Source organism: Enterocloster lavalensis, from assembly GCF_046603895.1.
GTDB classification, from domain to species: domain Bacteria; phylum Bacillota; class Clostridia; order Lachnospirales; family Lachnospiraceae; genus Enterocloster; species Enterocloster lavalensis.
Genome location: NZ_CP176637.1, coordinates 6,414,032 through 6,435,012 on the forward strand (window position 1 = coordinate 6,414,032; position 20,981 = coordinate 6,435,012).

Annotated in this window: 19 protein-coding genes and 2 pseudogenes; 17 read left to right on the plus strand and 4 right to left on the minus strand. The window is 55.1% G+C overall.

The window, feature by feature from the left end; translation table 11 throughout:
- The first annotated feature begins 16 nt into the window (after nucleotides 1-16).
- The 7 genes from ACK2JC_RS28760 to ACK2JC_RS28790 all read left to right on the plus strand — a co-directional run bounded on the left by ACK2JC_RS28760 (nucleotide 17) and on the right by ACK2JC_RS28790 (nucleotide 5,754).
- Nucleotides 17-973, plus strand: coding sequence for a N(4)-(beta-N-acetylglucosaminyl)-L-asparaginase (locus tag ACK2JC_RS28760; protein WP_276855429.1), 957 nt, complete (start codon nucleotides 17-19; stop codon nucleotides 971-973).
- A gap of 186 nt (nucleotides 974-1,159) precedes the next feature.
- The gene (locus ACK2JC_RS28765) at nucleotides 1,160-2,242 is read left to right on the plus strand and encodes a Sapep family Mn(2+)-dependent dipeptidase (protein WP_320938525.1); all 1,083 of its coding nucleotides are present in this window, start codon (nucleotides 1,160-1,162) and stop codon (nucleotides 2,240-2,242) included.
- Nucleotides 2,243-2,340: 98 nt separating this feature from the next.
- Nucleotides 2,341-3,078 (plus strand): copper homeostasis protein CutC, encoded by a 738-nt coding sequence (locus tag ACK2JC_RS28770; RefSeq protein ID WP_320938510.1) that lies wholly within the window; start codon nucleotides 2,341-2,343, stop codon nucleotides 3,076-3,078.
- Between the two features lie 126 nt (nucleotides 3,079-3,204).
- Nucleotides 3,205-3,783, plus strand: coding sequence for a TetR/AcrR family transcriptional regulator (locus ACK2JC_RS28775; protein ID WP_320938509.1), 579 nt, complete (start codon nucleotides 3,205-3,207; stop codon nucleotides 3,781-3,783).
- A 12-nt stretch (nucleotides 3,784-3,795) separates the two neighbouring features.
- Complete coding sequence (locus ACK2JC_RS28780; protein ID WP_368270593.1) at nucleotides 3,796-4,560, plus strand: nucleoside phosphorylase; 765 nt, start codon at nucleotides 3,796-3,798, stop codon at nucleotides 4,558-4,560.
- A 172-nt stretch (nucleotides 4,561-4,732) separates the two neighbouring features.
- On the plus strand, nucleotides 4,733-5,161 hold the full coding sequence (locus ACK2JC_RS28785; RefSeq protein ID WP_320938508.1) for an AraC family transcriptional regulator: 429 nt from the start codon (nucleotides 4,733-4,735) through the stop codon (nucleotides 5,159-5,161).
- On the plus strand, nucleotides 5,158-5,754 hold the full coding sequence (locus ACK2JC_RS28790) for an ATP-dependent Clp protease proteolytic subunit (protein ID WP_092360565.1): 597 nt from the start codon (nucleotides 5,158-5,160) through the stop codon (nucleotides 5,752-5,754). The genes ACK2JC_RS28785 and ACK2JC_RS28790 overlap by 4 nt, the downstream gene beginning before the upstream one ends.
- A gap of 3 nt (nucleotides 5,755-5,757) precedes the next feature.
- Here ACK2JC_RS28790 and msrA read toward each other — a convergent pair whose 3' ends face one another.
- Entirely contained in the window at nucleotides 5,758-6,741 is a 984-nt protein-coding gene (gene msrA / locus ACK2JC_RS28795; RefSeq protein ID WP_320938506.1) for a peptide-methionine (S)-S-oxide reductase MsrA, read from the minus strand.
- 210 nt (nucleotides 6,742-6,951) lie between these two features.
- On the opposite strand from msrA, the gene ACK2JC_RS28800 reads away from it, so the two are divergent.
- Genes ACK2JC_RS28800 through ACK2JC_RS28810 form a run of 3 tightly spaced genes read left to right on the plus strand, consistent with a single transcriptional unit; the run spans nucleotide 6,952 to nucleotide 10,035 of the window.
- Nucleotides 6,952-7,692: a LytR/AlgR family response regulator transcription factor gene (locus ACK2JC_RS28800; RefSeq protein ID WP_107435778.1), complete on the plus strand. Its 741-nt coding sequence runs from the start codon at nucleotides 6,952-6,954 to the stop codon at nucleotides 7,690-7,692.
- Nucleotides 7,693-7,696: 4 nt separating this feature from the next.
- Nucleotides 7,697-8,626 (plus strand): hypothetical protein, encoded by a 930-nt coding sequence (locus tag ACK2JC_RS28805; RefSeq protein ID WP_320938505.1) that lies wholly within the window; start codon nucleotides 7,697-7,699, stop codon nucleotides 8,624-8,626.
- Nucleotides 8,623-10,035 (plus strand): GHKL domain-containing protein, encoded by a 1,413-nt coding sequence (locus ACK2JC_RS28810; RefSeq protein ID WP_368272673.1) that lies wholly within the window; start codon nucleotides 8,623-8,625, stop codon nucleotides 10,033-10,035. The genes ACK2JC_RS28805 and ACK2JC_RS28810 overlap by 4 nt, the downstream gene beginning before the upstream one ends.
- Here the strand turns inward: ACK2JC_RS28810 and ACK2JC_RS28815 are convergent.
- The gene (locus ACK2JC_RS28815) at nucleotides 10,032-10,838 is read right to left on the minus strand and encodes a hypothetical protein (protein WP_368272674.1); all 807 of its coding nucleotides are present in this window, start codon (nucleotides 10,836-10,838) and stop codon (nucleotides 10,032-10,034) included. The two genes, ACK2JC_RS28810 and ACK2JC_RS28815, sit on opposite strands and share 4 nt — an antisense overlap.
- Nucleotides 10,839-11,128: 290 nt before the next feature.
- On the opposite strand from ACK2JC_RS28815, the gene ACK2JC_RS28820 reads away from it, so the two are divergent.
- Entirely contained in the window at nucleotides 11,129-11,815 is a 687-nt protein-coding gene (locus ACK2JC_RS28820) for a response regulator transcription factor (protein ID WP_320938503.1), read from the plus strand.
- A 164-nt stretch (nucleotides 11,816-11,979) separates the two neighbouring features.
- Here ACK2JC_RS28820 and tnpA read toward each other — a convergent pair whose 3' ends face one another.
- The gene (gene tnpA, locus ACK2JC_RS28825) at nucleotides 11,980-12,453 is read right to left on the minus strand and encodes an IS200/IS605 family transposase (RefSeq protein WP_048931400.1); all 474 of its coding nucleotides are present in this window, start codon (nucleotides 12,451-12,453) and stop codon (nucleotides 11,980-11,982) included.
- Nucleotides 12,454-12,638: 185 nt separating this feature from the next.
- Here tnpA and ACK2JC_RS28830 point away from each other — a divergent pair, with 185 nt between their 5' ends.
- Complete coding sequence (locus ACK2JC_RS28830) at nucleotides 12,639-13,676, plus strand: sensor histidine kinase (protein ID WP_320937464.1); 1,038 nt, start codon at nucleotides 12,639-12,641, stop codon at nucleotides 13,674-13,676.
- Between the two features lie 126 nt (nucleotides 13,677-13,802).
- Nucleotides 13,803-14,405, plus strand: a pseudogene (locus ACK2JC_RS28835) (ABC transporter ATP-binding protein); the annotation flags it as partial.
- Nucleotides 14,406-14,477: 72 nt separating this feature from the next.
- On the opposite strand, the gene ltrA reads toward ACK2JC_RS28835, so the two are convergent.
- Nucleotides 14,478-15,869 carry a group II intron reverse transcriptase/maturase gene (gene ltrA, locus ACK2JC_RS28840; RefSeq protein WP_411338264.1) on the minus strand — a complete coding sequence of 464 codons (1,392 nt, stop codon included), beginning with the start codon at nucleotides 15,867-15,869 and terminating at the stop codon, nucleotides 14,478-14,480.
- A gap of 438 nt (nucleotides 15,870-16,307) precedes the next feature.
- Here ltrA and ACK2JC_RS28845 point away from each other — a divergent pair.
- From ACK2JC_RS28845 to ACK2JC_RS28860, 4 genes and pseudogenes are all read left to right on the plus strand, one after another.
- Nucleotides 16,308-16,466: pseudogene (locus ACK2JC_RS28845) on the plus strand (ABC transporter ATP-binding protein); the annotation flags it as partial.
- A complete protein-coding gene (locus ACK2JC_RS28850) occupies nucleotides 16,463-18,430 on the plus strand; it encodes an FtsX-like permease family protein (RefSeq protein WP_368272264.1) in 1,968 nt (655 codons plus the stop codon). The pseudogene ACK2JC_RS28845 and the gene ACK2JC_RS28850, both read left to right, overlap by 4 nt.
- Nucleotides 18,431-18,549: 119 nt before the next feature.
- A complete protein-coding gene (locus ACK2JC_RS28855; RefSeq protein WP_118754210.1) occupies nucleotides 18,550-19,464 on the plus strand; it encodes a YitT family protein in 915 nt (304 codons plus the stop codon).
- Nucleotides 19,465-19,557: 93 nt separating this feature from the next.
- A complete protein-coding gene (locus ACK2JC_RS28860; protein WP_368272263.1) occupies nucleotides 19,558-20,976 on the plus strand; it encodes an MBOAT family protein in 1,419 nt (472 codons plus the stop codon).
- Nucleotides 20,977-20,981: the final 5 nt, after the last annotated feature.

Sequence of the window (20,981 nt, forward strand, 5' to 3'; positions counted from 1 at the left end):
ACAGGAGGAGTTTGATATGTGGGGTATGATCGCAACCTGGCGCATGGCCGCTGAGGGGATAACGGCGGGAGCGGAGCTTCTGGCGGCAGGAAAAAGCTCCGGGGACGCTGTTGAGACAGCCATCCGGGCGGTGGAGGATTTCCCGTACTACAAGTCCGTGGGTTACGGCGGCCTGCCCAACGAGGAGATGGAGGTGGAGCTGGACGCGGCCTACATGGATGGCAACACTCTGTCCATCGGCGCGGTGGCGGCCATCCGCGACTTTGCCAACCCCATTTCCATCGCAAGGCGCTTAAGCAGCGAGAAGGTGAACAACCTGCTGGTGGCCGAGGGGGCGGAGAAATTCGCCCAGAAGGAGGGCTTTGAGCGCAAAAACATGCTGACGGACCGTGCCAAGGCCCACTACCGCAAGCGGGTGAAGGAATTAAAGTCCCAGGAGTTAAAGCCTTATTCCGGGCACGACACCGTGGGCATGGCATGCCTGGACAACCGCGGCGGGATGACCGCCGCCACCTCCACCAGCGGTCTGTTCATGAAGAAAAAGGGCCGGGTGGGCGATTCCCCCATCTCCGGTTCCGGTTTCTACGCGGACAGCAAGCGGGGCGCGGCCAGCGCCACCGGCCTGGGGGAGGACCTGATGAAGGGCTGTATCTCCTACGAGATCGTGCGGCTCATGGGCGAGGGCATGAGCCCCCAGGAGGCCTGTGAGACGGCGGTAAACCGTCTGGAGGCGGAGCTTAAGGAGCGCAGGGGGGAGGCTGGCGACTTGTCGGTGGTGGCCATGAACAACCGCGGCCAGTGGGGGGCTGCCACCAATATCGAGGGTTTCTCCGTGGCCGTGGTGACCCAGTCCCTGGAACCCACCGTCTACCTGGTAAAGCGGGGCGGAGACGGACACTGCACCTGCGAGGAAGCCTCTGCCCAGTGGATGGAGGACTATATGCGGACGCGGATGGCGCCGGTGGAGGAGTAGATGGGGCGGGCGGTGGACTGTGAAGGGATGACGGACCGTGAGCGGGTGGCGAAACGTGAAGGGACGGCGGAGTGTGAACGGACTGCAAGCCATGAAGGGACGGCGGTCAGTGAACGGCCGGCTCAGGGCGGGGAGACAGCGCTCCGGGAGCGAATCTTCCGGGCCGTGGAAGCCCTGGAGCAGCCCATGATCACCTCCATACGGGAACTGGTGCAGATCAACAGCGTGGAGCAGCCGGCGGCGGACGCGCCTTTTGGTCCCGGGGTACGGGCGGCCCTTCACAGAGCACTGTCCCTCAGCCGGGAGCTGGGATTTGAGACCGTCAACCTGGACAATTATATCGGCTACGCCCGATACGGCCAAGGGCAGGATTATGTCTGCGCCATCGGCCACGTGGACGTGGTGCCGCCCGGGGACGGCTGGAAACAGCCTCCCTTTAATGGGTATCTGGAAAACGGCGTACTCTACGGCAGGGGAGTGTTGGACAATAAAGGGCCGGTGCTGGCCTGTCTCTACGGGCTGGCCGCGCTGAAGGAGTTAAAACTGCCTCTGAAACGGCAGGTGCGGATCATCTTCGGCTGCGACGAGGAGACGGGGTTTAAGGACCTGGCCTACTATCTGGAGCGGGAAAAACCTCCCGTGTACGGCTTTACCCCGGACTGTAAATACCCGGTGGTGTACGGCGAGCGCGGCAGAGCCTTGATCCGCGCCGTGGGGAGCAGCGGGGAATTGGAGCGGTTTTTCCACTTTGTAAACCAGTATTTTATCGGCGCAAAAAGCAGCGGGGACCGGCTGGGGATTGACATTTCCCATCCCGAATATGGTATGATGGAGATGCGAAGCTTCCGGCTGGGCACAGGGGCGGGAGAAAACGGGGAGGCGGGGAGCGTCTTTTTCGAGGCCGCTCTCAGCTATCCCAAGGGTATCACCGTCACGGAAATCCTGGAACGGATCAGGGCAAAGGCGGCGGCCTTTGGGCTTAAGGTGGAGCTCGTACAGAATTACGACCCGGTGGCCTTTGACAAGGGCAGCCCCATGGTCCAGGCCCTGCGGGAATGCTACGAGCAGGTGACCGGGCTTAACGGAACGCCGGTGACCACCACCGGCGGTACCTACGCCAAGGCCATGCCGGGAATCGTCCCCTTCGGTCCCAGTTTTCCGGGCCAGAAGGGCATCGGGCACAATCCCAACGAGTGGATGACCACCGCAGACCTGGTGACGAACGCGAAGATTTACGCGCTGGCCCTTTACCGGCTGGCCGTTCTCTGAGGAGAACGGGCGCGAACAAATTGGACATGATAATGCTTTACGGGCGTTGTGGACTCTCACAAGGCCCGTAAAGCGGCGTTAAGATAAGGAGTGTAGACATGATTGAAATTTGCTGTGGAAGCTACTACGACGCCCTTCAGGCCGCCAGAGGCGGCGCCAGGCGCATCGAACTGAACTGCGGGCTCCACCTGGGCGGCCTGACGCCATCCCTGGCCAGCCTGGAGCTGACGAAGGAGGGCTGCGATTTAAGCGTGATCGCCATGGTCCGTCCCAGAGGCGGCGGGTTCTGTTACAGCGGGGAGGATTTTCAGGTGATGGAGCGGGAATGCGCCCAGCTAATCTCCCACGGCGCGGACGGAATCGCCTTCGGCTGCCTGAACCGGGACGCCACCCTCTGCGTGGATCAGAACGCCAGGCTGATCGACCTGATTCACGGCCAGGGAAAGGAAGCGGTGTTTCACCGGGCCTTTGACTGTTGCGCCGACCCGTACCGCACCATGGAAGAGCTGATCCGCATAGGCGTGGACCGGGTGCTGACCAGCGGTCTGAAGCCTAAAGCAATGGAAGGGCGGGACCTGATCCGCAAGCTGCAGCAGCGCTACGGCAACGAAATCGAAATTCTGGCGGGCAGCGGAGTAAACGCCTCCAATGCCAGACAGCTCATGGATGAGACCGGCATCTCCCAGGTCCACAGCTCCTGCAAGGACTGGAAACAGGATCCCACCACTGTTGTAAACGGGGTCTCCTATGCCTTTGCGCCCGCGCCCTGGGAGGACTGCTACGACGTGGTCTCCGAAGAGCTTGTACGGCGGCTTTTGGAGGCGGTGGGAGAGTAGACACGGGAAAGCGGGGAGCAGGTTCCCGGGTTCGTCCCCGGGGCATACTCTGAAATCCGATTGACAAAGCGACACGTGTGTCGTATAATACAAATAGCGACACATGCGTCGCAAAAAGGTGGTTCGATGGGTAAAAAAGGTGAGGAAACCAAGCGGCTGATACGGGAAAAAGCAATTTCTCTGTTTGCACAAAAGGGCTTTAAAAATGTCACGATGAAAGACATCTGCTGTGAAACCGGTCTGAGCCGGGGCGGATTGTACCGGCATTACGACAGCACACGGCAAATCTTCTCAGAAATCGTCAATGAGCTGATGAACGCTCAGGACAATGAACTCTCGGAAAAGATGAATCAGGGCCGTCCCGCCCCTCAGATACTTGAGGAAATTCTGGATCGGTACTGCCGGGAGATGTCGGACCGGTATACGTCGCTCAGCGCAGCTATTTTCGAGTTTTATAGCGAACAGCAGCAGGACAGCAGCAACCATATGCTTTTAAAGCAGTATGCCGCTTCCGTGGATATGTGGAGGGCTTTCATTTCCTACGGCGCAGAGCGGGGGGAGTTTAAAAACGTGGATGCCGCTGAGATCATTGACGTGATCCTTTTTTCCTATCAGGGCGTGCGCATGTTCAGCACCATCATGCCGTTGGACGAACAGATACCGCGGCGGATTATTTCCCACGTCAAAAAAGCATTGCTGCCATAGGAGGATTTATGTATGGGAACTGTCTTTCAGCGTTTTTCACATGAAACAAGGGCGTTTATCAACCCGGAGGATCTCACGAAACCCAACCCAGACCTTCCAAACGTGTGCGTGTCAACCTACTCTGCAAATATCATAAACCAATATGTTTCCGCCCACAACCCGGAGGTGGTCGGCCGATTATACACCGCCAACGGAACCACGCCCATTTACCGGGCGGTCTATAAGGGCACTCCCATCGGGCATTACCTGTCAAGGGTAGGCGCTCCGGCCTGCGCCGCGTGCATCGAGGAGATCATCGCTTACGGCGCAAAAAAATTAGTCCTGTTCGGCTGCTGCGGCGTTTTGGACGAGGGCCGCACCCGCGGGAAGATCATTGTTCCCACGTCCGCGGTTCGCGACGAGGGCACGAGCTATCACTACATAGAGGCGGCCGAGGAAATCCCTGCGGATCCGTATTCCGTGGACCGCCTGACCGAATGCCTGAAACGCTGCGGTTATCCTTACGTTTCAGGCAAGACATGGACCACCGATGCCATTTACCGGGAAACCGGAGAGCTGATCCGGGAGCGGAAGGCGCAGGGCTGCATCGCTGTTGAGATGGAGTGCGCCGCAGCCTTTGCCGTAGCCCAATTCCGGCGGATTCCCCTGATTCAGTTCCTGTACGGAGCCGATAACCTGGACACTTCAAAATGGGAGCCCCGGGATCTGGCAGAATATGGATATTCAAATGCCGATCAATATCTGACATTAGCGTTTGAATGCGCGCTTGCCTTGTGATCGCAGCCCCATCGGCAGCGGGCGGCCAAAGCTTCCTTCCGTATAACCGCACTCCGCACTTTTTATTAAGACAAGGGCCAAAAGACCTGGTAAAATTGAGGAAACGCATCTCTTGTCGGCATCCTGTGGCTGCCGGCAAGGTATCATGACAGGCATTCCAGGAGGTAGCGGCATGAACACGCAGCGAGACATTGTCAAACAGGTAATTGATTATATCGAATCCAATCTGGAAGGGGATCTGGATTTGGAGAAAATAGCGGCCAGCGCAGGCTATTCCAGATTCCACCTCAACCGGATTTTCGCCGGGGGGACCGGCTGTACCATTTACAAATATCTACAGGCACGCAGGCTCACGTCCGCCGCCCAAAAGCTGGCGACGACCGATACGCCCATCGCGCAGATTGCCTGTGAATCGGGCTACAGCTCCCAACAGGCCTTTTCCCTGGCCTTTAAGCGGGTCTATCTCTGTTCCCCAAAGGTCTACCGTGACCGGGGTATTTTCATCCCAAGGCAGAACAGGCTCTCCCTTTGCGCCTCATCCGGGCTGCGTGTCATGTCCGGCACAGGCCGGGCCGCCATAACGGGGAGGATTGCAGCATGAGCGCCATTCCCATTGTGGTCGAGCAGACCGGCAGAGGGGAGAGAAGCTATGATATTTACTCCCGCCTCCTGTCGGATCGGATTATCTTTCTGGGCGAGGAGGTCAACGATACCTCCGCAAGCCTGATCATCGCGGAGCTTCTCTTTCTGGAAGCCCAGGACCCGCAAAAGGACGTCCAATTATACATCAACAGCCCCGGCGGCTCTGTGACCGCCGGTTTTGCCATCTATGACACCATGCGCCATATCCGCTGTGACGTTTCCACTATCTGCATCGGGCTTGCCGCCAGCTTCGGGGCCTTCCTCCTGGCAGGCGGAACCCGCGGCAAACGCCTGGCGCTGCCCAACAGCCAGATCATGATCCACCAGCCGGCCATGAGCGGCCGGGGCATCCAGGGGCCTGCCAGCGATATCCTCATTATGTCCGACTACATGCAAAAGAGCAGGCAGCGTTTAAACCGCATCCTGGCGGAGAACACCGGGCACACTCCAATGGAGATTGAGCGGGACACGGAGCGGGACAACTTTATGAGTGCGGAGGAAGCCCTGGAATACGGCCTGATCGATTCGATTATCGCCAAACGGCAAGGCTGATCCTTAAGTGGCGCCATGTGAAATCAGGCGGACGTAAGCCCCGTACCCTTCCTGCTCCATCTGGTTAAGAGGGATAAAGCGAAGGGCTGCGCTGTTGATGCAGTAGCGAAGCCCGCCGTCTTTCACCGGCCCGTCCTCAAAGACATGGCCCAGATGGGAGCCGCTCTCCCGGCTGCGGATTTCCACCCGGTTCATGCCATGGCTGAGGTCCTGCCTCCACGTAACCGCAGCCGGCTCCAGGGGCTTTGTAAAGCTGGGCCAGCCGCAGCCGGAATAAAATTTGTCAGTGGAGGAGAACAGCGGTTCCCCGGTCACCAGGTCCACGTAGATGCCCGGTTCGTCCAGGTCCCAGTATGCCCCGGTAAAGGGCCGCTCGGTGGCGGCATTCCTGGTCACCTCGTACTGCTGGCCGGTCAGCGCCTGGCGCAGCTCCTTGTCCGGCAGCCGGACGAACACCCGGCCGTCCTCATCTAAGGCCAGCCGGTCCAGGCTGCCGAACGGAATGTGGCAGTAGCCGCGAGGATTTTTGCGCAGATAGTCCTGGTGGTATTGCTCCGCCTCATAGAAATTTTTTAACGGCTCCAGCTCCACGGCCAGCGGCTCCCGGTACTTCCGGCGAACCTGGTTCATGATTGTCTCGATCAATGGCCGGTCCCTCTCGTCGGTATAGTATATCCCCGTCCGGTACTGGCTTCCCCTGTCGTTGCCCTGGCGGTTCACGCTGACCGGATCGATGATCTCAAAAAACTGCCGGATCAGGATGCGCAGAGTCACCACATCCGGATCATAGGAAATGCGCACCGCCTCCGCAAATCCCGTGGTGTCCGAGCACACCTGCTCATAGGTCGGGCGCTCCACCCGGCCGTTGGCATAGCCTGAAACTGCCCCGGCCACGCCCGGAATCCTGGAAAAATATTCCTCAACTCCCCAAAAGCATCCCCCGGCCAGATAAATTTCCCGCAGCTCCGCCTCCTGATGTTCACTCATGTCGTTTGCGCCTCCTTCTCGGTATTTTCCCGTGCTTTACAGTAGTATTATGCAATATTGGGCCAAACAATTCAACCGGTAGTTTGGATTGAGACTTCCCGGTCTTTCTGTGCTGCCAATATGTTTCTTAGCATAAAATTACGTTGTTCAAACAATCAGACTGTGGTAAAATAGACTTCGTTAAAACGTGCTGGAAGGCGGGTACAGAGGATGAATGACAACAGTGCGGACTGCAGAATTTCCATTGCGGTCTGCGACGACGACAGCTGCTTTGCAGGCCTGTTCGCAACGATGATCGAGAAAACCCTTGGAAAGCTGGAACGGAGCTGTTCCGTGAAAATTTTCACAGACGCCCGGGACTGCTGCGCCGCTGTGGAAACGGGCGGGTTCGATCTGATTTTTTTAGACATTGAAATGAACGATATGGACGGGTTTTCCGCGGCGAGGAGAATCCGCTTTTGTGGAACGGACGGTCAGCGGGAGGACGGCCCGTTTCTTATTTTTGTGTCCAGCCACGAAAATCTGGTGTTTGACGCCTACGAGTTTGAACCGCTGTGGTTTCTGCCCAAGGAGCGCGTTTCCGCCGAACTGGAGCGGGCGCTGAAAAAATTTCTTGAAAAGACGGCAAAGCGCGACCTGGCTTACCGGTTCCGGGACGGCATCTCCTACAAGCCGGTCAGGATCCGGGACATTTTTTACCTGGAATGCAGCGGACACAATCTGGAAATCAACACGCGCACGGAGCGTTTCTGCATTTACGGCAGTTTAAAACAGATGGAGCAGGAGCTGGGGCCCTTCGGCTTTTTCCGAATCCACCGCAACTACCTGGTGAACGTGGATGCGGTGTTTTCCGTGAACCGCGATACCGTAACGCTGGTGGACTACAGCGTGCTGCCATTGAGCAAGGACCGGAAGCAGCGGATCAAGGAACTGCTGCTCTCAGGGGGGTGACGGCATGGACGCGATCTGGGTGGAATTCTTTGGGAATCTCTATAGCAGCCTTCTCTCCGTAGGTCTGATCACCTATCTGTTCGGCCGGAAATACCGCGGAATACGGGGATACAGCGCGGCGGCCGCGGCGGTGGCCGTCTATTACGGGGTCATCGTCTTTTTGAACTACCATTACCAGTTCGAGGGCCTGGCGGCCATTCTCTACGGGCTGGTGCTGTTCGTCTACGGCTGCCTTGCGCTCAAAGGGAGAGCGGAGTACAAGGTGGTTTTCTGCGTGGCCTGGAATTGCGCGCTTCTGCTGACGGCTCTGGGCAGTTTTGTGCTGCTGCACTTTATAACCGGCTGGAGTATCCACGATCTGCGGCATCCTCTGGGTTCCGCCCGGACGATTGCGCTGCTGTACGGCTGCCTGATCAAAGGCATGATCGCCCTGGCCATTGCCATGAGGAAACGCTTCGGCCCCAGGTATTCCCCTGCGGGAAGCGGCTGGAGAAGGGCCCTGGGACTCCTGAGCTATTTTCTGCTGAGTCTGGAAGCGTTTTTGATGATGATGGAAGTGATGATTCAGGGGGAGGGCACGGCGCTTCTCCTGGTCTTTTATATCGTGTTGGCCGGTCTGTTCCTCATTCTGCTGTACGCCTTTTATCAGAGCATGATGGGACGCCGGGAGAGCCGGGAGGCCCAGTATCTGCGGGAGAGCATGGAACAGCAGGCGGCCTATATCCACTCCTTTTCCCAGCTCTGCCAGGAGATGCGGCTGCTGCGCCACGACGCCAGAGGACATTTGGTAACAGTGCACATTCTCCTGAAGGAGGGAAAACGCCAGCAGGCCGCCGCCTATCTGGAGGGCATCGCAAAACCGCGGACGTTCCGGGAGGACGATGAAAGGGAGAACGGAATGGAATGTTTCTGCGAGGAGGATAAAAAACCATGACAATGGCCGCGTTCTCGGCCGCACTGGAGGTCGTGGCCAATCTTTACGACAGCTTTTTGACCCTTCTTCTCTGCACCCTGTTTTTCGGAAGCCGATTTGAGGGCTGGAGGCGAAACGTCAGCTTTGCCGCGGGCGTTGCGGCCTTTGCCGGTGTGATGGCCTGGCTGAATTCTTACTCCGTGTTCGAGGGCTTTGGGGGGATTTTCTACAGTCTGGTGATCGTTCTTTACGCCTGGGCGGCTCTGGAGGGCGGGATTTTCCAGAAGCTATTTTTCAGCCTCTTCTGGAACTGTGTCCTGATGCTGTCCGGCTTTGGGGTCGTGCTCTTTCTGAGCCTGTCGGGCCTCTGCCCGCCGGAGGAGGTAGTCCGCTACGGCAGTCCGTCCCGGGCCCTGTGTCTGGTCTGCTGCATGGCGCTGCGGGCTGTCCTGGCCCGGGCCATCCTGTGTTTCAGCCACCACAGGCGGATCGGACGGGATACGGGCGGGCGGCGGGAACACCTCATCTGGATTCTGTATCTTTCAGGCTTCTTTCTGCTGGGCACGGCCCTGTTCGGCGTTGTCTTTAAAACCATCACCGGCGGGCAGAACGTGCAGTTTCTCCCCATTCTCTATTGCGGCCTTCTGGCGCTGCTGGCCCTGATTTTCATCAGCTTCCGCCAGGCCGACGAGCGGGAGAGCAGGCGGAAGGAGCGGGAATACCTGGAAGAGTCCCTGGCCCGCCAGGACGCGTATATCTGCAGCCTCTCCGGCCTCAAACAGGAGCTTCAGGAAATGAACCGAGAGCTCCAGGATACCATGGGCGCGGTGGGCGGCCTTCTGGCCTGCGGCAGGGAGGAGGAGGCGCTCAGACGTCTGGAACAGTTTGACGGGGAATTGGAGCGGTTCGGCACATTTGCGGTGTACACCGCAAACGACGGTCTCAACGGCGCGGTCACCAAAGCCGTTCAGGACTGCCGGCGCGACGGCGTCCGGTTCACCTACCGGATCATGGGCTCCGTGGGACGATTTTCTTCCCCGGATCTGGGAATCCTGCTCTGCAACCTGTTGGACAACGCCCGGGAGGGCAGCCTGAAAGGGCCGGGAAAACCCTCCGTGGACCTTACAATCACCAATTTCCGCGGCTATCTTAAGTGCGCGCTGGAGAACACGGTAAACCGCGGCCTTCTGGAATCCAATCCCGGCTTCGGGACCGACAAGGACGACAAAATCAACCACGGCTTCGGCATCAAGAGCATCCGCCGCATCGTGGAGCTGTACGACGGGGTGAGTAAGTCCGAGCTGATTTGCCGGGAGAACGGGTGGGTACTGCGGCAGGAACTGCTTCTGGGCTTTCCCCGGACAGAAGGTGTTAACCCCCCGGATCAGGCGAAAAAAGCCGCCGGAGATGAGGAGATTTCCGGAGTTTAGCGTTTTTTCCTGTCCCGTTTCTTCCTGTCCGGCAGCATAAATATGATCAGGTTGACGAACAGCACCAGGCCCAGAACTACGAGCGCCACGGATTGCAGGAATGAGAAGCGTTTGGAAAAGTCCGCCATCTCATCGCCGTCCATCCAGCCGCTGTAAAGATCGATGCAGTTGCCCATATAGACGCTGTCCGTGATCTGGTAGCGCTCCCGCTCCCGGTCCGTGAGAAAACGGCTGGCTCCCTCGTCCCAGTAATAGCCGATGGGCAGGGTAACAGGGCCTTTGCGGGGGATTTTGGTGATGGCGTCATCGATCAGCGCCCAGGTCCTTGAGCCGTCCTCAAAGGTCAGAAGATAATACTGGGCGTAGTCCGCATAGGGTTTCAGCCAGAACTTTTTCACGCTGCTCCTTATGACCGCAGGCGCCGTGATTCCCAGGGTGCTGCTGCGGCTGCCGTAGTATCCTCTCTGAGTGGCGGGACCCGGCCGGTGGCCGGTCTGCTTGTAGATCCCGGTGGCCTCAAGCTGGCTGGCATCGACCTCCAGGACCGCGATAAAGTGTTTCTGCAAATCCGCTTCCGATCCGATGCCTGGAGTGGGTTTTAAGCCGGGATATCCGGCGTAACACACCGCTGATCCGCTCTGTCCCTCCTGTTTCGCCAGAACCTCCTCCAGATCGACGGGCCCGGCGGCTCTGTACAAAATCCCCTCAAAATTCAATCGCGGGACGATGATGAGGCAGTAGAAAAACAGGGCGGCCTCGATCAGAAGAAGCCGAAGCTGCCGGAGCGCTTTTTGATTGTTCATAGGACATTTCCCCTTTTTCCACAGTCTCGTTTTTATCCATCATAGCATTGAATTGCTGTTCCGGCAAACGGATTTACCTGCAATCCCGGCCTTATCACAAAAATACCCTGTATTTTATCCTGTTTTCTGCTATAATCTAAGGAAACGTATCCCTTATCGTCAACCTGCGGTTGTCGACAAAGTATAATCAATGAAACGTATAATAGGATAAAATCGACCGCGCCGCACTCCGCTCATCAACAGCGGCCCATTTGCGCGGAATTTGAGACATACATAAAGGAGCCTGACCCATGTATAAAATTTTCATTGTGGAGGACGATCAGGTGATCGCCGCGGCTATGGCGGAGCATTTGAAATCCTGGGGCTGGGATGCCCGCTGCGCCGTGAATTTCGGGGATGTGCTGGCCGAGTTTGCGGCCTTTGGCCCACAGCTCGTTCTCTTAGACATCTCCCTTCCATTTTACAACGGATACCACTGGTGCGGCCAGATTCGCCAGTGTTCCAAGGTCCCGGTCATTTTCATCTCATCAGCCGCCGACAATTTAAACATCGTGATGGCGATGAACATGGGAGGCGACGATTTTATCGCCAAGCCCTTTGACCTGGACGTGCTGACCGCCAAGGTTCAGGCCATGCTGCGCCGGACCTATGAATTTGCCGGGCAGAGCCGTCTGCTGGAGCATCGGGGAGCTGTCCTCAACGTGGACGACGCAACCCTGACCATAGCCGGGAACAAGCTTCCGCTAACGCGCAATGAGCAGCGGATTCTGCAGACATTGCTGGAAAATAAGGGCCGGATTGTAAGCCGGGACCACCTGATGCTGCGCCTGTGGGAATCCGACAGCTATGTGGACGACAATACGCTGACCGTAAATATCACCCGGCTGCGCAGGAAGCTGGAGCAGGCCGGACTGCCCGGATTCATTTTGACGAGTCAAGACCACCGGCTTAGCCGGTGGCTTGTTCTGCCCCTATAAGGGGCTGTTACCTGCTTGCGCCCGGAAGGCGCACTGAAAAGTCTGCCAGCTGCACCACATTCTCAGCTGCCCTTAAAAGGGCATATTCAGTGCTTCCTTACTCCGGCTTTGCCCCAAAAGGGGCTTGCTGGTTTGCTTTGACTCCCTACTGACTCTTAAGAGTCCTACTTCTTGTTTTTCTTCACCGGCTCACCCGTAAACGGGTCTATGTACTCTACTAACGACATCTGGTCATATTCCAAGTCCTCTTTTATCTGATTTTGGATGTATGCCTTTATTGCCGCCGTATTCTTTCCTACTGTGTCCACGTAATATCCACGGCACCAGAAATGACGGTTTCCGTACTTATACTTTAGGTTCGCATGCTTCTCGAATATCATGAGTGAACTTTTTCCTTTGAGATATCCCACCACCTCTGATACTGAATATTTGGGTGGAATGCTTACCAGCATATGAATATGATCTGGCATGCATTGTGCCTCGATTATCTCGATTCCTTTTCTTCGGCATAATGTCCCAAGGATTTGTCCTACATCTGCCTTGATATCTTTATAGATTACCTGTCTACGATATTTTGGTGCAAAAACCAGATGATACTTGCAATCCCATTTTGTGTGCGCTAAACTATTATTGTCCATTTTGGACCTCCTGTGCTTTTTATTTGTGGTTTGCAGACCTACATCTAGTTTAGCACAGGAGTTGCTTTTATCTGAAGATATTCCCTCCACCTGCAGAGCAGGTGGTTTATTTTTACTGTGACACAAAAAGGCAGCGGCTACCTGATTGAATAAGCGCGGCTGCCGGGAATAACAGGAGGATGGCAATGGAACAGACTGTGAAACACCGCCCCCGGTTTTGGGGCTTTGGGGAATATCTGCTGGAATACAGGGGGCTTTGGGGCCTCCTTTTGGTTTTTACCGCGATTTTTTCCGCGGTATTTTACGGGTATCGCCTGCCCATGGAAGCGGTCCTGTACGGCTCGCTGCTATGTGTTTGCGCCGCGCTTTTACTGCTGGCCTGGCGCTACCGCGGATTCCAAAAGAAGATGGCCGCGCTGTCCCGGATGGAGGAGACGTTTCTTCAGGACCCGGACCGCTATTACGCGGATGATTATCCCCCCGCGGATTCCCTGCTGGAGCGGAAATACCAGCGGTTTCTGACCTTGATCAGCCGGGACAGGGAGCGGATACGCAGCCGGTCGGAAACCGCCCGGGAGGAGATGACGGATTATTACACCATGTGGGTCCACCAGATTAAAACGCCCATCGCAGCCATGCGCCTTCTGCTGCAAAAGCAGGACGGTCATGAAACCCGGGAGCTGCAGGAACAGCTGTTTAAGATCGAAGAGTATGTAAGCATGGTGCTGCAATACCTGCGCCTGGACGGCGGACAGGACCTGGTCATACAGTGGTGTGACCTAGACCGGATCGTGCGGCAGGCAGTCCACAAATACGCGGGCATGTTCATACGAAAGCGCCTGTCCCTGAACTATGAACCCATAAACCGCAAGATCCTGACCGATGAAAAATGGCTGGTCTTTGTGGTGGAGCAGATTCTCTCCAACGCTGTGAAATACACCCGTCAGGGAGGAATCACCGTCTTTCTGGAGGAAACGCCCGAGCCAACTCTTGTCATAAGAGATACCGGCATCGGAATTGCCCCGGAGGATCTGCCCCGTATTTTCGAGAAAGGCTTTACCGGATACAATGGGCGCTCCCACAAGCGCTCCACGGGAATCGGCCTTTACCTGTGCCGCAGAATCTTAACGCGCCTGTCCCACGACATCCGGGTGGAATCGGAGCCGGGCAGAGGCACCGCGGTCAGAATCCGTCTTGGCAGCGAAACTCTGCCCGTCGAGTAGCCCCCGGGCCAACCTTGCAAAAATGTAAGGTTGGCCTTCAAAATGTAAGTCAAATCCATGGCAGTCCGCTCGCGCGTTGGTTATAATGCATGTATCGCGTTTATGCGGAAGATTGGAGGAAGTAATATGGCTGTTTTGGAAGTACAGCATCTGAAAAAAATATATACCACCCGTTTCGGCGGAAACCGGGTACAGGCTCTGGCCGATGTGAGTTTTTCGGTGGAAGAGGGGGAGTTCGTGGCGATCATGGGCGAGTCCGGTTCCGGAAAGACTACGCTGCTCAATATACTTGCCGCGCTGGACCGCCCCACCTCTGGGACCGTACTCTTAAACGGCACGGATTTGAGCGGCATCAAAGAACACAAAATGGCCGCATTCCGGCGGGACAATCTGGGATTTGTGTTTCAGGACTTCAACCTTCTTGACACATTTTCTATGAAGGACAATATTTTCCTGCCCCTGGTACTGTCTAAAACCCCCTATGAGGAGATGGAGCGCAGGCTGGCGCCACTGGCCGGGAAGCTGGGGCTGACGGACCTGCTGAACAAATTCCCCTACGAGATTTCCGGCGGCCAAAAGCAGAGAACCGCGGCCGCCCGGGCGCTGATCACCAATCCCCACATCCTGTTGGCCGACGAGCCCACCGGGGCGCTGGATTCCAAGGCTGCGGACGGGTTGCTGCGCATGTTCGGCGGAATCAACCGGGAGGGCCAGACAATCCTAATGGTAAATCGAGTAGGAGGGAGTGATTAACTCCCGTCCTCTCACACCACCGTGCGTACCGTTCGGTACACGGCGGTTTCAATAGTTGACGTGCACGGACTGATAGGCAGTAGCTAAATCATAAAAGCCTCTGTTTATCAGTCTTTCTTGTGTTAATGCTCTGTTGACCGCTCCCATTCCCGTTACATACCAGTATTTCCTGCGGCTGTTTGCCGCCTGATGTGCAAAATATTCAGGTATCCCGAGTTTTATTAGGTTTCTTTTCCTTGTTTTGGGTAACTTCCATTGTTTCCATATGCACATTCGAATACGGTGATACAGCCATGAGTTTAGTTCGTCTATCCTGTTCTTCATATCCGCAATCCCATAATAATTCAGCCATCCACGCATGAATACTTTTATCTTTTCCAATGAAGGACGTATACTCTGACAAGACCTTCGGGAACTGAGCTCTTTCAGTTTTGTCTTCATCTTCTTCCATGACTTCCCATGAACCCGGACATATATGCCCTTCCCGTTCTTTCCCAATGTGAAGCCAAGAAACTTAAAATTTCGAATTGCAAACACACTTACTACACGACTTTTCTTTTGATTCACTTTCAGTTTCAGTGTTTTCTCCAGATATTTCGTGCTGGATTCCAGTAATCTCTTTGCGGCTCTCTCACTTTTAGCTAACAGCACAATATCGTCTGCGTAGCGTACAAATGCCACTCCCCGCTTCTCAAACTCCTGGTCGAACTCGTTCAGATAGATATTTGCCAGCAGTGGTGAGATGTTTCCGCCCTGTGGCGATCCTTCTTCGGTTTCCATGACTACACCGTTTTCCATGACACCACTCTTTAGGTATCTCTTAATCCACTGGATTACTCTTTCGTCCTTTACATTCCTTCGCAGGATATTCAGGAGCATTTCGTGGTTAAGTGTATCAAAGTATTTCGACAGGTCTAATGTCACTGCATGGGTATATCCCTGTTCTGCATACCCCTTCACTTTCAGAATGGCGTCTTTTGCGCTTCTTCCCGGTCGATAACCATAGCTGTTTTCCGAGAATAGCGGCTCATAGACCGGCATAAGCTGTTGTGTTATGGATTGCTGGAAAATACGGTCTTTGACGGTTGGAATACCAAGCTTTCGTATTCCACCGTCTGGTTTTGGGATTTCCACTCGTCTTACCGGGTCGGGAGTATATTTCCCCCTTTTAATTCTCCCGATGAGCTCTTTCTGGTTCTCCCGAAGGTATGCTCCGGCTTCTTCCACGGTCATTCCGTCGATTCCCGGCGCACCCTTGTTTGCCTTTACTCTCTTGAAAGCTCTGTTCAGGTTTTCCTTATCCAGTATCTTCTCCAAGAGCTCCGGTTGTGCACTGTCCCGTTCCTTCCATATCCGACGGAAAGAACGGTGCGCTCTCACATACCCTTCACGTTCCGCGCTATCTCTTTGCGAGCAGCTTTCTCTGTTTTCTGCACCCAATGTTCTTTCCTCCTTTCCCGGTTGTACTGAAGACTCCTATTGATTCGGTCCTTCATCTCTCGACTACTATGACCTCTGCTGACTTCTATGCGTTCAGCATTATCTCTCGATAATGGTTGTCCTTTTCAGGGTATACCGCATAGACCTCCCCGGGTACCACACGTTTCTTTCTCTCCATCTATCTGCCACATTTACCATACATGATTCCGTGTAGTTATTGGGCTTCAACTTGTGGGGCAGTCTTACCCTCATGCATAGCCTGATGTGATTTCTGTTCGTCAGACCAGAGATTTGCCCATGGGTTAGTATGTTCCCCATATCCGGCTTCCTTCAGATTCCACCTCACGATGGACACCCTTGCCTTCGGCTATATCCTTCCCACTACCGGGCGGATTCCGGACTTGCACCGGTTAGAAACGTGCGCCGCCGGGCGCACCCCACAGCGTCCGCGCGGCCAGCCATGCGGGGCGCGTCCTCTTTATCAAGGATGGGGAGGTATTCCACCAGCTCTACCGCGGTGGAAAGACCAACAGCGAGCTCTACCAGAACATAGCGGATACCTTGACTATGATTACGACAGGTGGTGACAGAACATGAACCGTTTCTTCTATCTCAGGCTGGCTGCGCAGAATATCCGTAAAAACGCCCAGACCTACATTCCTTATATTCTGACCTGTACGGGTTCTGTGATGATGTTCGACATCATCCTCACCTTAGCGGGCAACCGGGAGATCGCCGCAATGCACGGCGGTTCCGATATGCGGACCATCTTAAACCTGGGCTGCTTCATCATCGCCCTGTTTGCCGGCGGATTCCTGTTTTACACCAACAGCTTTTTGATGAAGCGTCGGAAGATGGAGATCGGCCTGTACAACATATTAGGTATGGGCAAACGCCACATCGGCAAAATCCTGTTTTTTGAGACCTTCATCATTGCGGCAATCAGCCTTGGGGGCGGAATCATAGGGGGCTTTTTGTTCTCAAAGGCAGTTTATCTTTTGCTGCTCCGCCTGATCGAAGCTCCCGTACAGTGGGGATTCTTTTTCTCGGGGACAGCCGCCCTGACTTCCATGCTGCTGTTTGGAGCCGTATTTTTAGTGATCCTGTCCGTGAATCTGGCCCGGGTGCATTTGAGCAGCCCCATGGAGCTTTTGCGCGGCGGGCAGATGGGAGAGCGGGAGCCCAAAACGCGGTGGGGGATTGCGGTGGTTGGGATCATCACCCTGGGCTTTGGATATTATCTGGCTCTGACCACTTATAACCCCGCTATGGCAATCAGCGCCTTTTTCGTCGCCGCCATCCTGGTCATGCTCGGCACCTACTGTCTGTTTACGGCCGGAAGCATCACGCTGTTGAAATTCCTGCGCGGGCGTAAAAAGTTCTATTACCGGACTGAGCATTTTATCTCCGTGTCCGGCCTGCTCTACCGCATGCGGCAGAACGCCGCCGGTCTGGCGGGAATCTGTATCCTGTCCACCTCCGTTTTAGTGATGCTCTCCAGCACAGTGGCGCTCTACGTGGGAATGGACGATGTGATGCGCAACCGTTTTCCGCGCAATATCATGCTGACGGCGGACCGGGCCACACCGGAGGAGGAATCCGTGATCACGGCCGCAGTGAAGGAGGTGCTCGCCCGGGAAGGGCTGCCGGAACAGAACACCTTGACCTACCGGGATCTGTCACTTCTCGTGATAAACGGGGAGGGCGGAACGTTCGAGCTGGAAGAAATTTACACCAACAGCGACCTGGACCGGATTGCCCCCATGTACGTCATAACCCAGGAGGACTATAACCGGCTCACTGGAAACAACGCCGTGCTGGGGGAAGGGCAGTGCATGGTCATCACCCAGAGGGCCCCCTACCAGGAGGAAAACCTGACCCTTCTTGGCAGAACCTACCAGGCGGTGCCGGCGGGAGATTACGGACTTTGGGAGGGGGCGGATTCCTTTGGCCCTGAGGTGTACTATCTGATCCTTCCCAATCTGGCGGACATTGAATTTCTGGAATCGCAGCAGAAGGTGGATGAGAAATATTTCTCACGCATCCAATACCACTACGGCTTTGACCTGGATGCGGACCAGGGGACGCAAATCCGCATCTTTGATGAAGTCATGGCAAAGGCCGCTGTGCTCCCCCAGGGAATCCAGGGCGAGTGTGCGGCAGCCCAGCGCGCCTCTTATTTTTCTCTGAACGCGGGGCTGCTGTTCCTGGGCATTTTTCTGGGCGCCCTGTTTGTGATGGCCACCGTGCTGATCATCTATTACAAACAGGTGACCGAAGGTTATGACGACAAGAGCCGATTCGAGATCATGCAGAAGGTGGGACTCTCCAAGGCGGAGATCCGCCGTTCCAATCCGCTCACAGATCCTGTTGATGTTCTTCCTGCCCCTGGCAGCTGCAGCGGTTCACATTTCAGCAGCATTTCCCATCATTACCAGGCTGCTGGCTGCCATGACCCTGACGAACGTGTCCCTTTTTGCCGCCACCACGGCCGGAACCCTGGCTGTGTTCGCCGCTGTCTACGCAGCAGTCTATGTCCTGACATCCAGAGTTTATTTTAAAATCGTATCCTAAGCGGAAAATCCGCCCGGAGTGTTGTAATATTTACCCAACTTCTGCTATAATAAGGAAACAAATCGATTTATATGGGTATGATAAAACCATGGAGCAGGAGGCGGATATGGAACATCACGAAATGGTGTCTGATCTGTATCAGAAGAATATGCAGAAGGTGGCAAACAGCAAAAAATGGCGGAATATCGTGAATATTATCTTCATTCTGCTGGGAAGTTTGATTCTGGCCATCAACATGAACACCTTTGTGGAGCAGGGAAATTTGGTGCCTGGGGGATTTTCCGGCCTGTCCAAGCTGATCCAGCGGGTGGGGCTAAAATATTATGATGTGAAGATTTCCTTTACCCTGCTGAACGTGATATTCAACGCGGTCCCGGCTGTTTTTGCTTACCGGCTGGTGGGCAAGAAGTTCACCGTCTTTTCCTGCCTCAGCCTGCTTGTGGTTTCCGTCCTGGTGGACGAGCTGCCCGTCATCCCCATCACCGGCGATATCCTGCTGATTTCCGTGTTCGGCGGGATTCTCAACGGTCTGGGCCTGAGCCTGATCCTAAACAACAACGCCAGCAGCGGAGGGACGGATTTCATCGCCATGTCCCTCTCCAACAAGTACAAGGTGTCCACCTTCAATTACATGCTGCTGTTCAGCGCCGTGATCATCCTGATCTCCGGCCGGCTGTTCGGCATGGACAAGGCTTTGTATTCCATTATTTTCCAGTTCTGCAACACCCAGGTGATCAACACCTTTTACAAGAAGTACAAGAAAAAGACGCTGCTCATCGTTACCGACAATCCGGCCGCCATCTCCGCCGACCTGCTGGAGCTGACCAACCACAGCAGCACGATCCTGAAGGGCTTTGGCTCCTACACGGCCCACAAGAAATATCTGATCTACACGGTGCTCTCGGACAGCGATGTGAGAAAGATGAAAAAGCAGATCCACCAGCAGTACCCGGACACCTTTGTGAACGTGATCAACTCCAGCGACGTGGTGGGCAATTTCTATATTCAGCCTTTTGAATAATTGTCCGACGCAAAAAAAATGATTCACCTGCAACTTTTGGCCTCATGAAAACGTCTAAGGATATGAGTGCATACAAAAGCGAGGGTGAAAAAAATGGTTTTCAGCAGTTTGGAATTTATATTTCAGTTTCTTCCGGTGTTCCTGATGATTTACTATCTAATCCCGGGCGGATGGAAGAATCTGTGGCTTCTTGCGGGGAGTCTTGGCTTCTATTTTTACGGGGTCAGGGACACCCCCTTTTATTTTGTTCTGTTGATTCTCTCCATTCTGGTCAACTACCGGATCGGAGTCTTAATCGGACGGCGCAGGGTCGGCCGGCTGCGGAAGCGCTGGCTGGTCTGCGGCGTTCTTTACAACCTGTTCTGGCTGATTCTTTTCAAATACGCGTCGTTTTTTGTCCAAAATGTAAACCTGCTTCTGAAAATGGCGGGAGTATCCCGGAATTTACCGGTTTTCACTCCGGTCCTGCCCGTTGGCATCAGCTTCTACACCTTCCAGGCCATCTCATATCTGGTTGACGTTTACCGGAAATCCGTTCCCTGTGAGGGTTCTCTGGTGGGCTTTGGCATGTATATCAGCATGTTTCCCCAGCTGATCGCCGGTCCCATTGTGACCTATTCCTCCATCCGTGCCCAGATCGGCAGAAGGCGGATTACCTTCCGGCAGATTGAGGACGGCCTTCGGGAGTTTACCATCGGCCTGGGGTTTAAGGTGCTTTTGGCAAACCGGATTGGTGGCCTGTGGAGCCAGGTTCAGGCCATCGGCTATGAGAGCATCTCCATGCCCTTGGCCTGGCTGGGTCTGGCGGCGTTCAGCCTTCAGATCTATTTTGATTTCTGCGGTTACTCCCTGATGGCAAAAGGGCTGGGCGCCATGATGGGCTTTAAATTTCCGGACAATTTTAATCATCCCTACATGTCCCGTTCCATGACGGAATTTTGGCGGAGATGGCATATAACCCTTGGAAGCTGGTTCCGCGATTATGTGTATATTCCCCTGGGCGGAAACAGGCGGGGCAGGCTTCTGACTTTCCGCAATCTGATGGCAGTCTGGTTTCTGACCGGATTCTGGCACGGGGCCAGCTGGAACTTCATCCTCTGGGGCCTGCTGCTGTTTTTGATCATGTCCGCCGAACGGCTGGGGCTTCTCGCCGTACTGGAACGGTGGAGCTTTCTGGGCCATCTCTACATGCTGTTTGTGATACCGCTCACCTGGCTTGTGTTCGCGGTCACGGACATAGGCCAAATCGCCCTGTATCTCCAGCGCTTGTTTCCTGTTTTCGCCCGCCAGAAGCAATTTGTCTATTTCAGCGGTGATTATCTGAAATACGGAAAGCTCTACGCAATCTCCCTGGCGGCGGGATTGATCTTCATGACGGATATTCCCGGGCGGATCTATAGGAGACACCGGTATTCCCTGATCACGGCTATTGGACTTCTGGCCGTATTCTGGTTGTGTGTGTACTGTATGCGTTTAGGGTTGGACGATCCATTTTTATATTTCAGATTTTAGGCGGA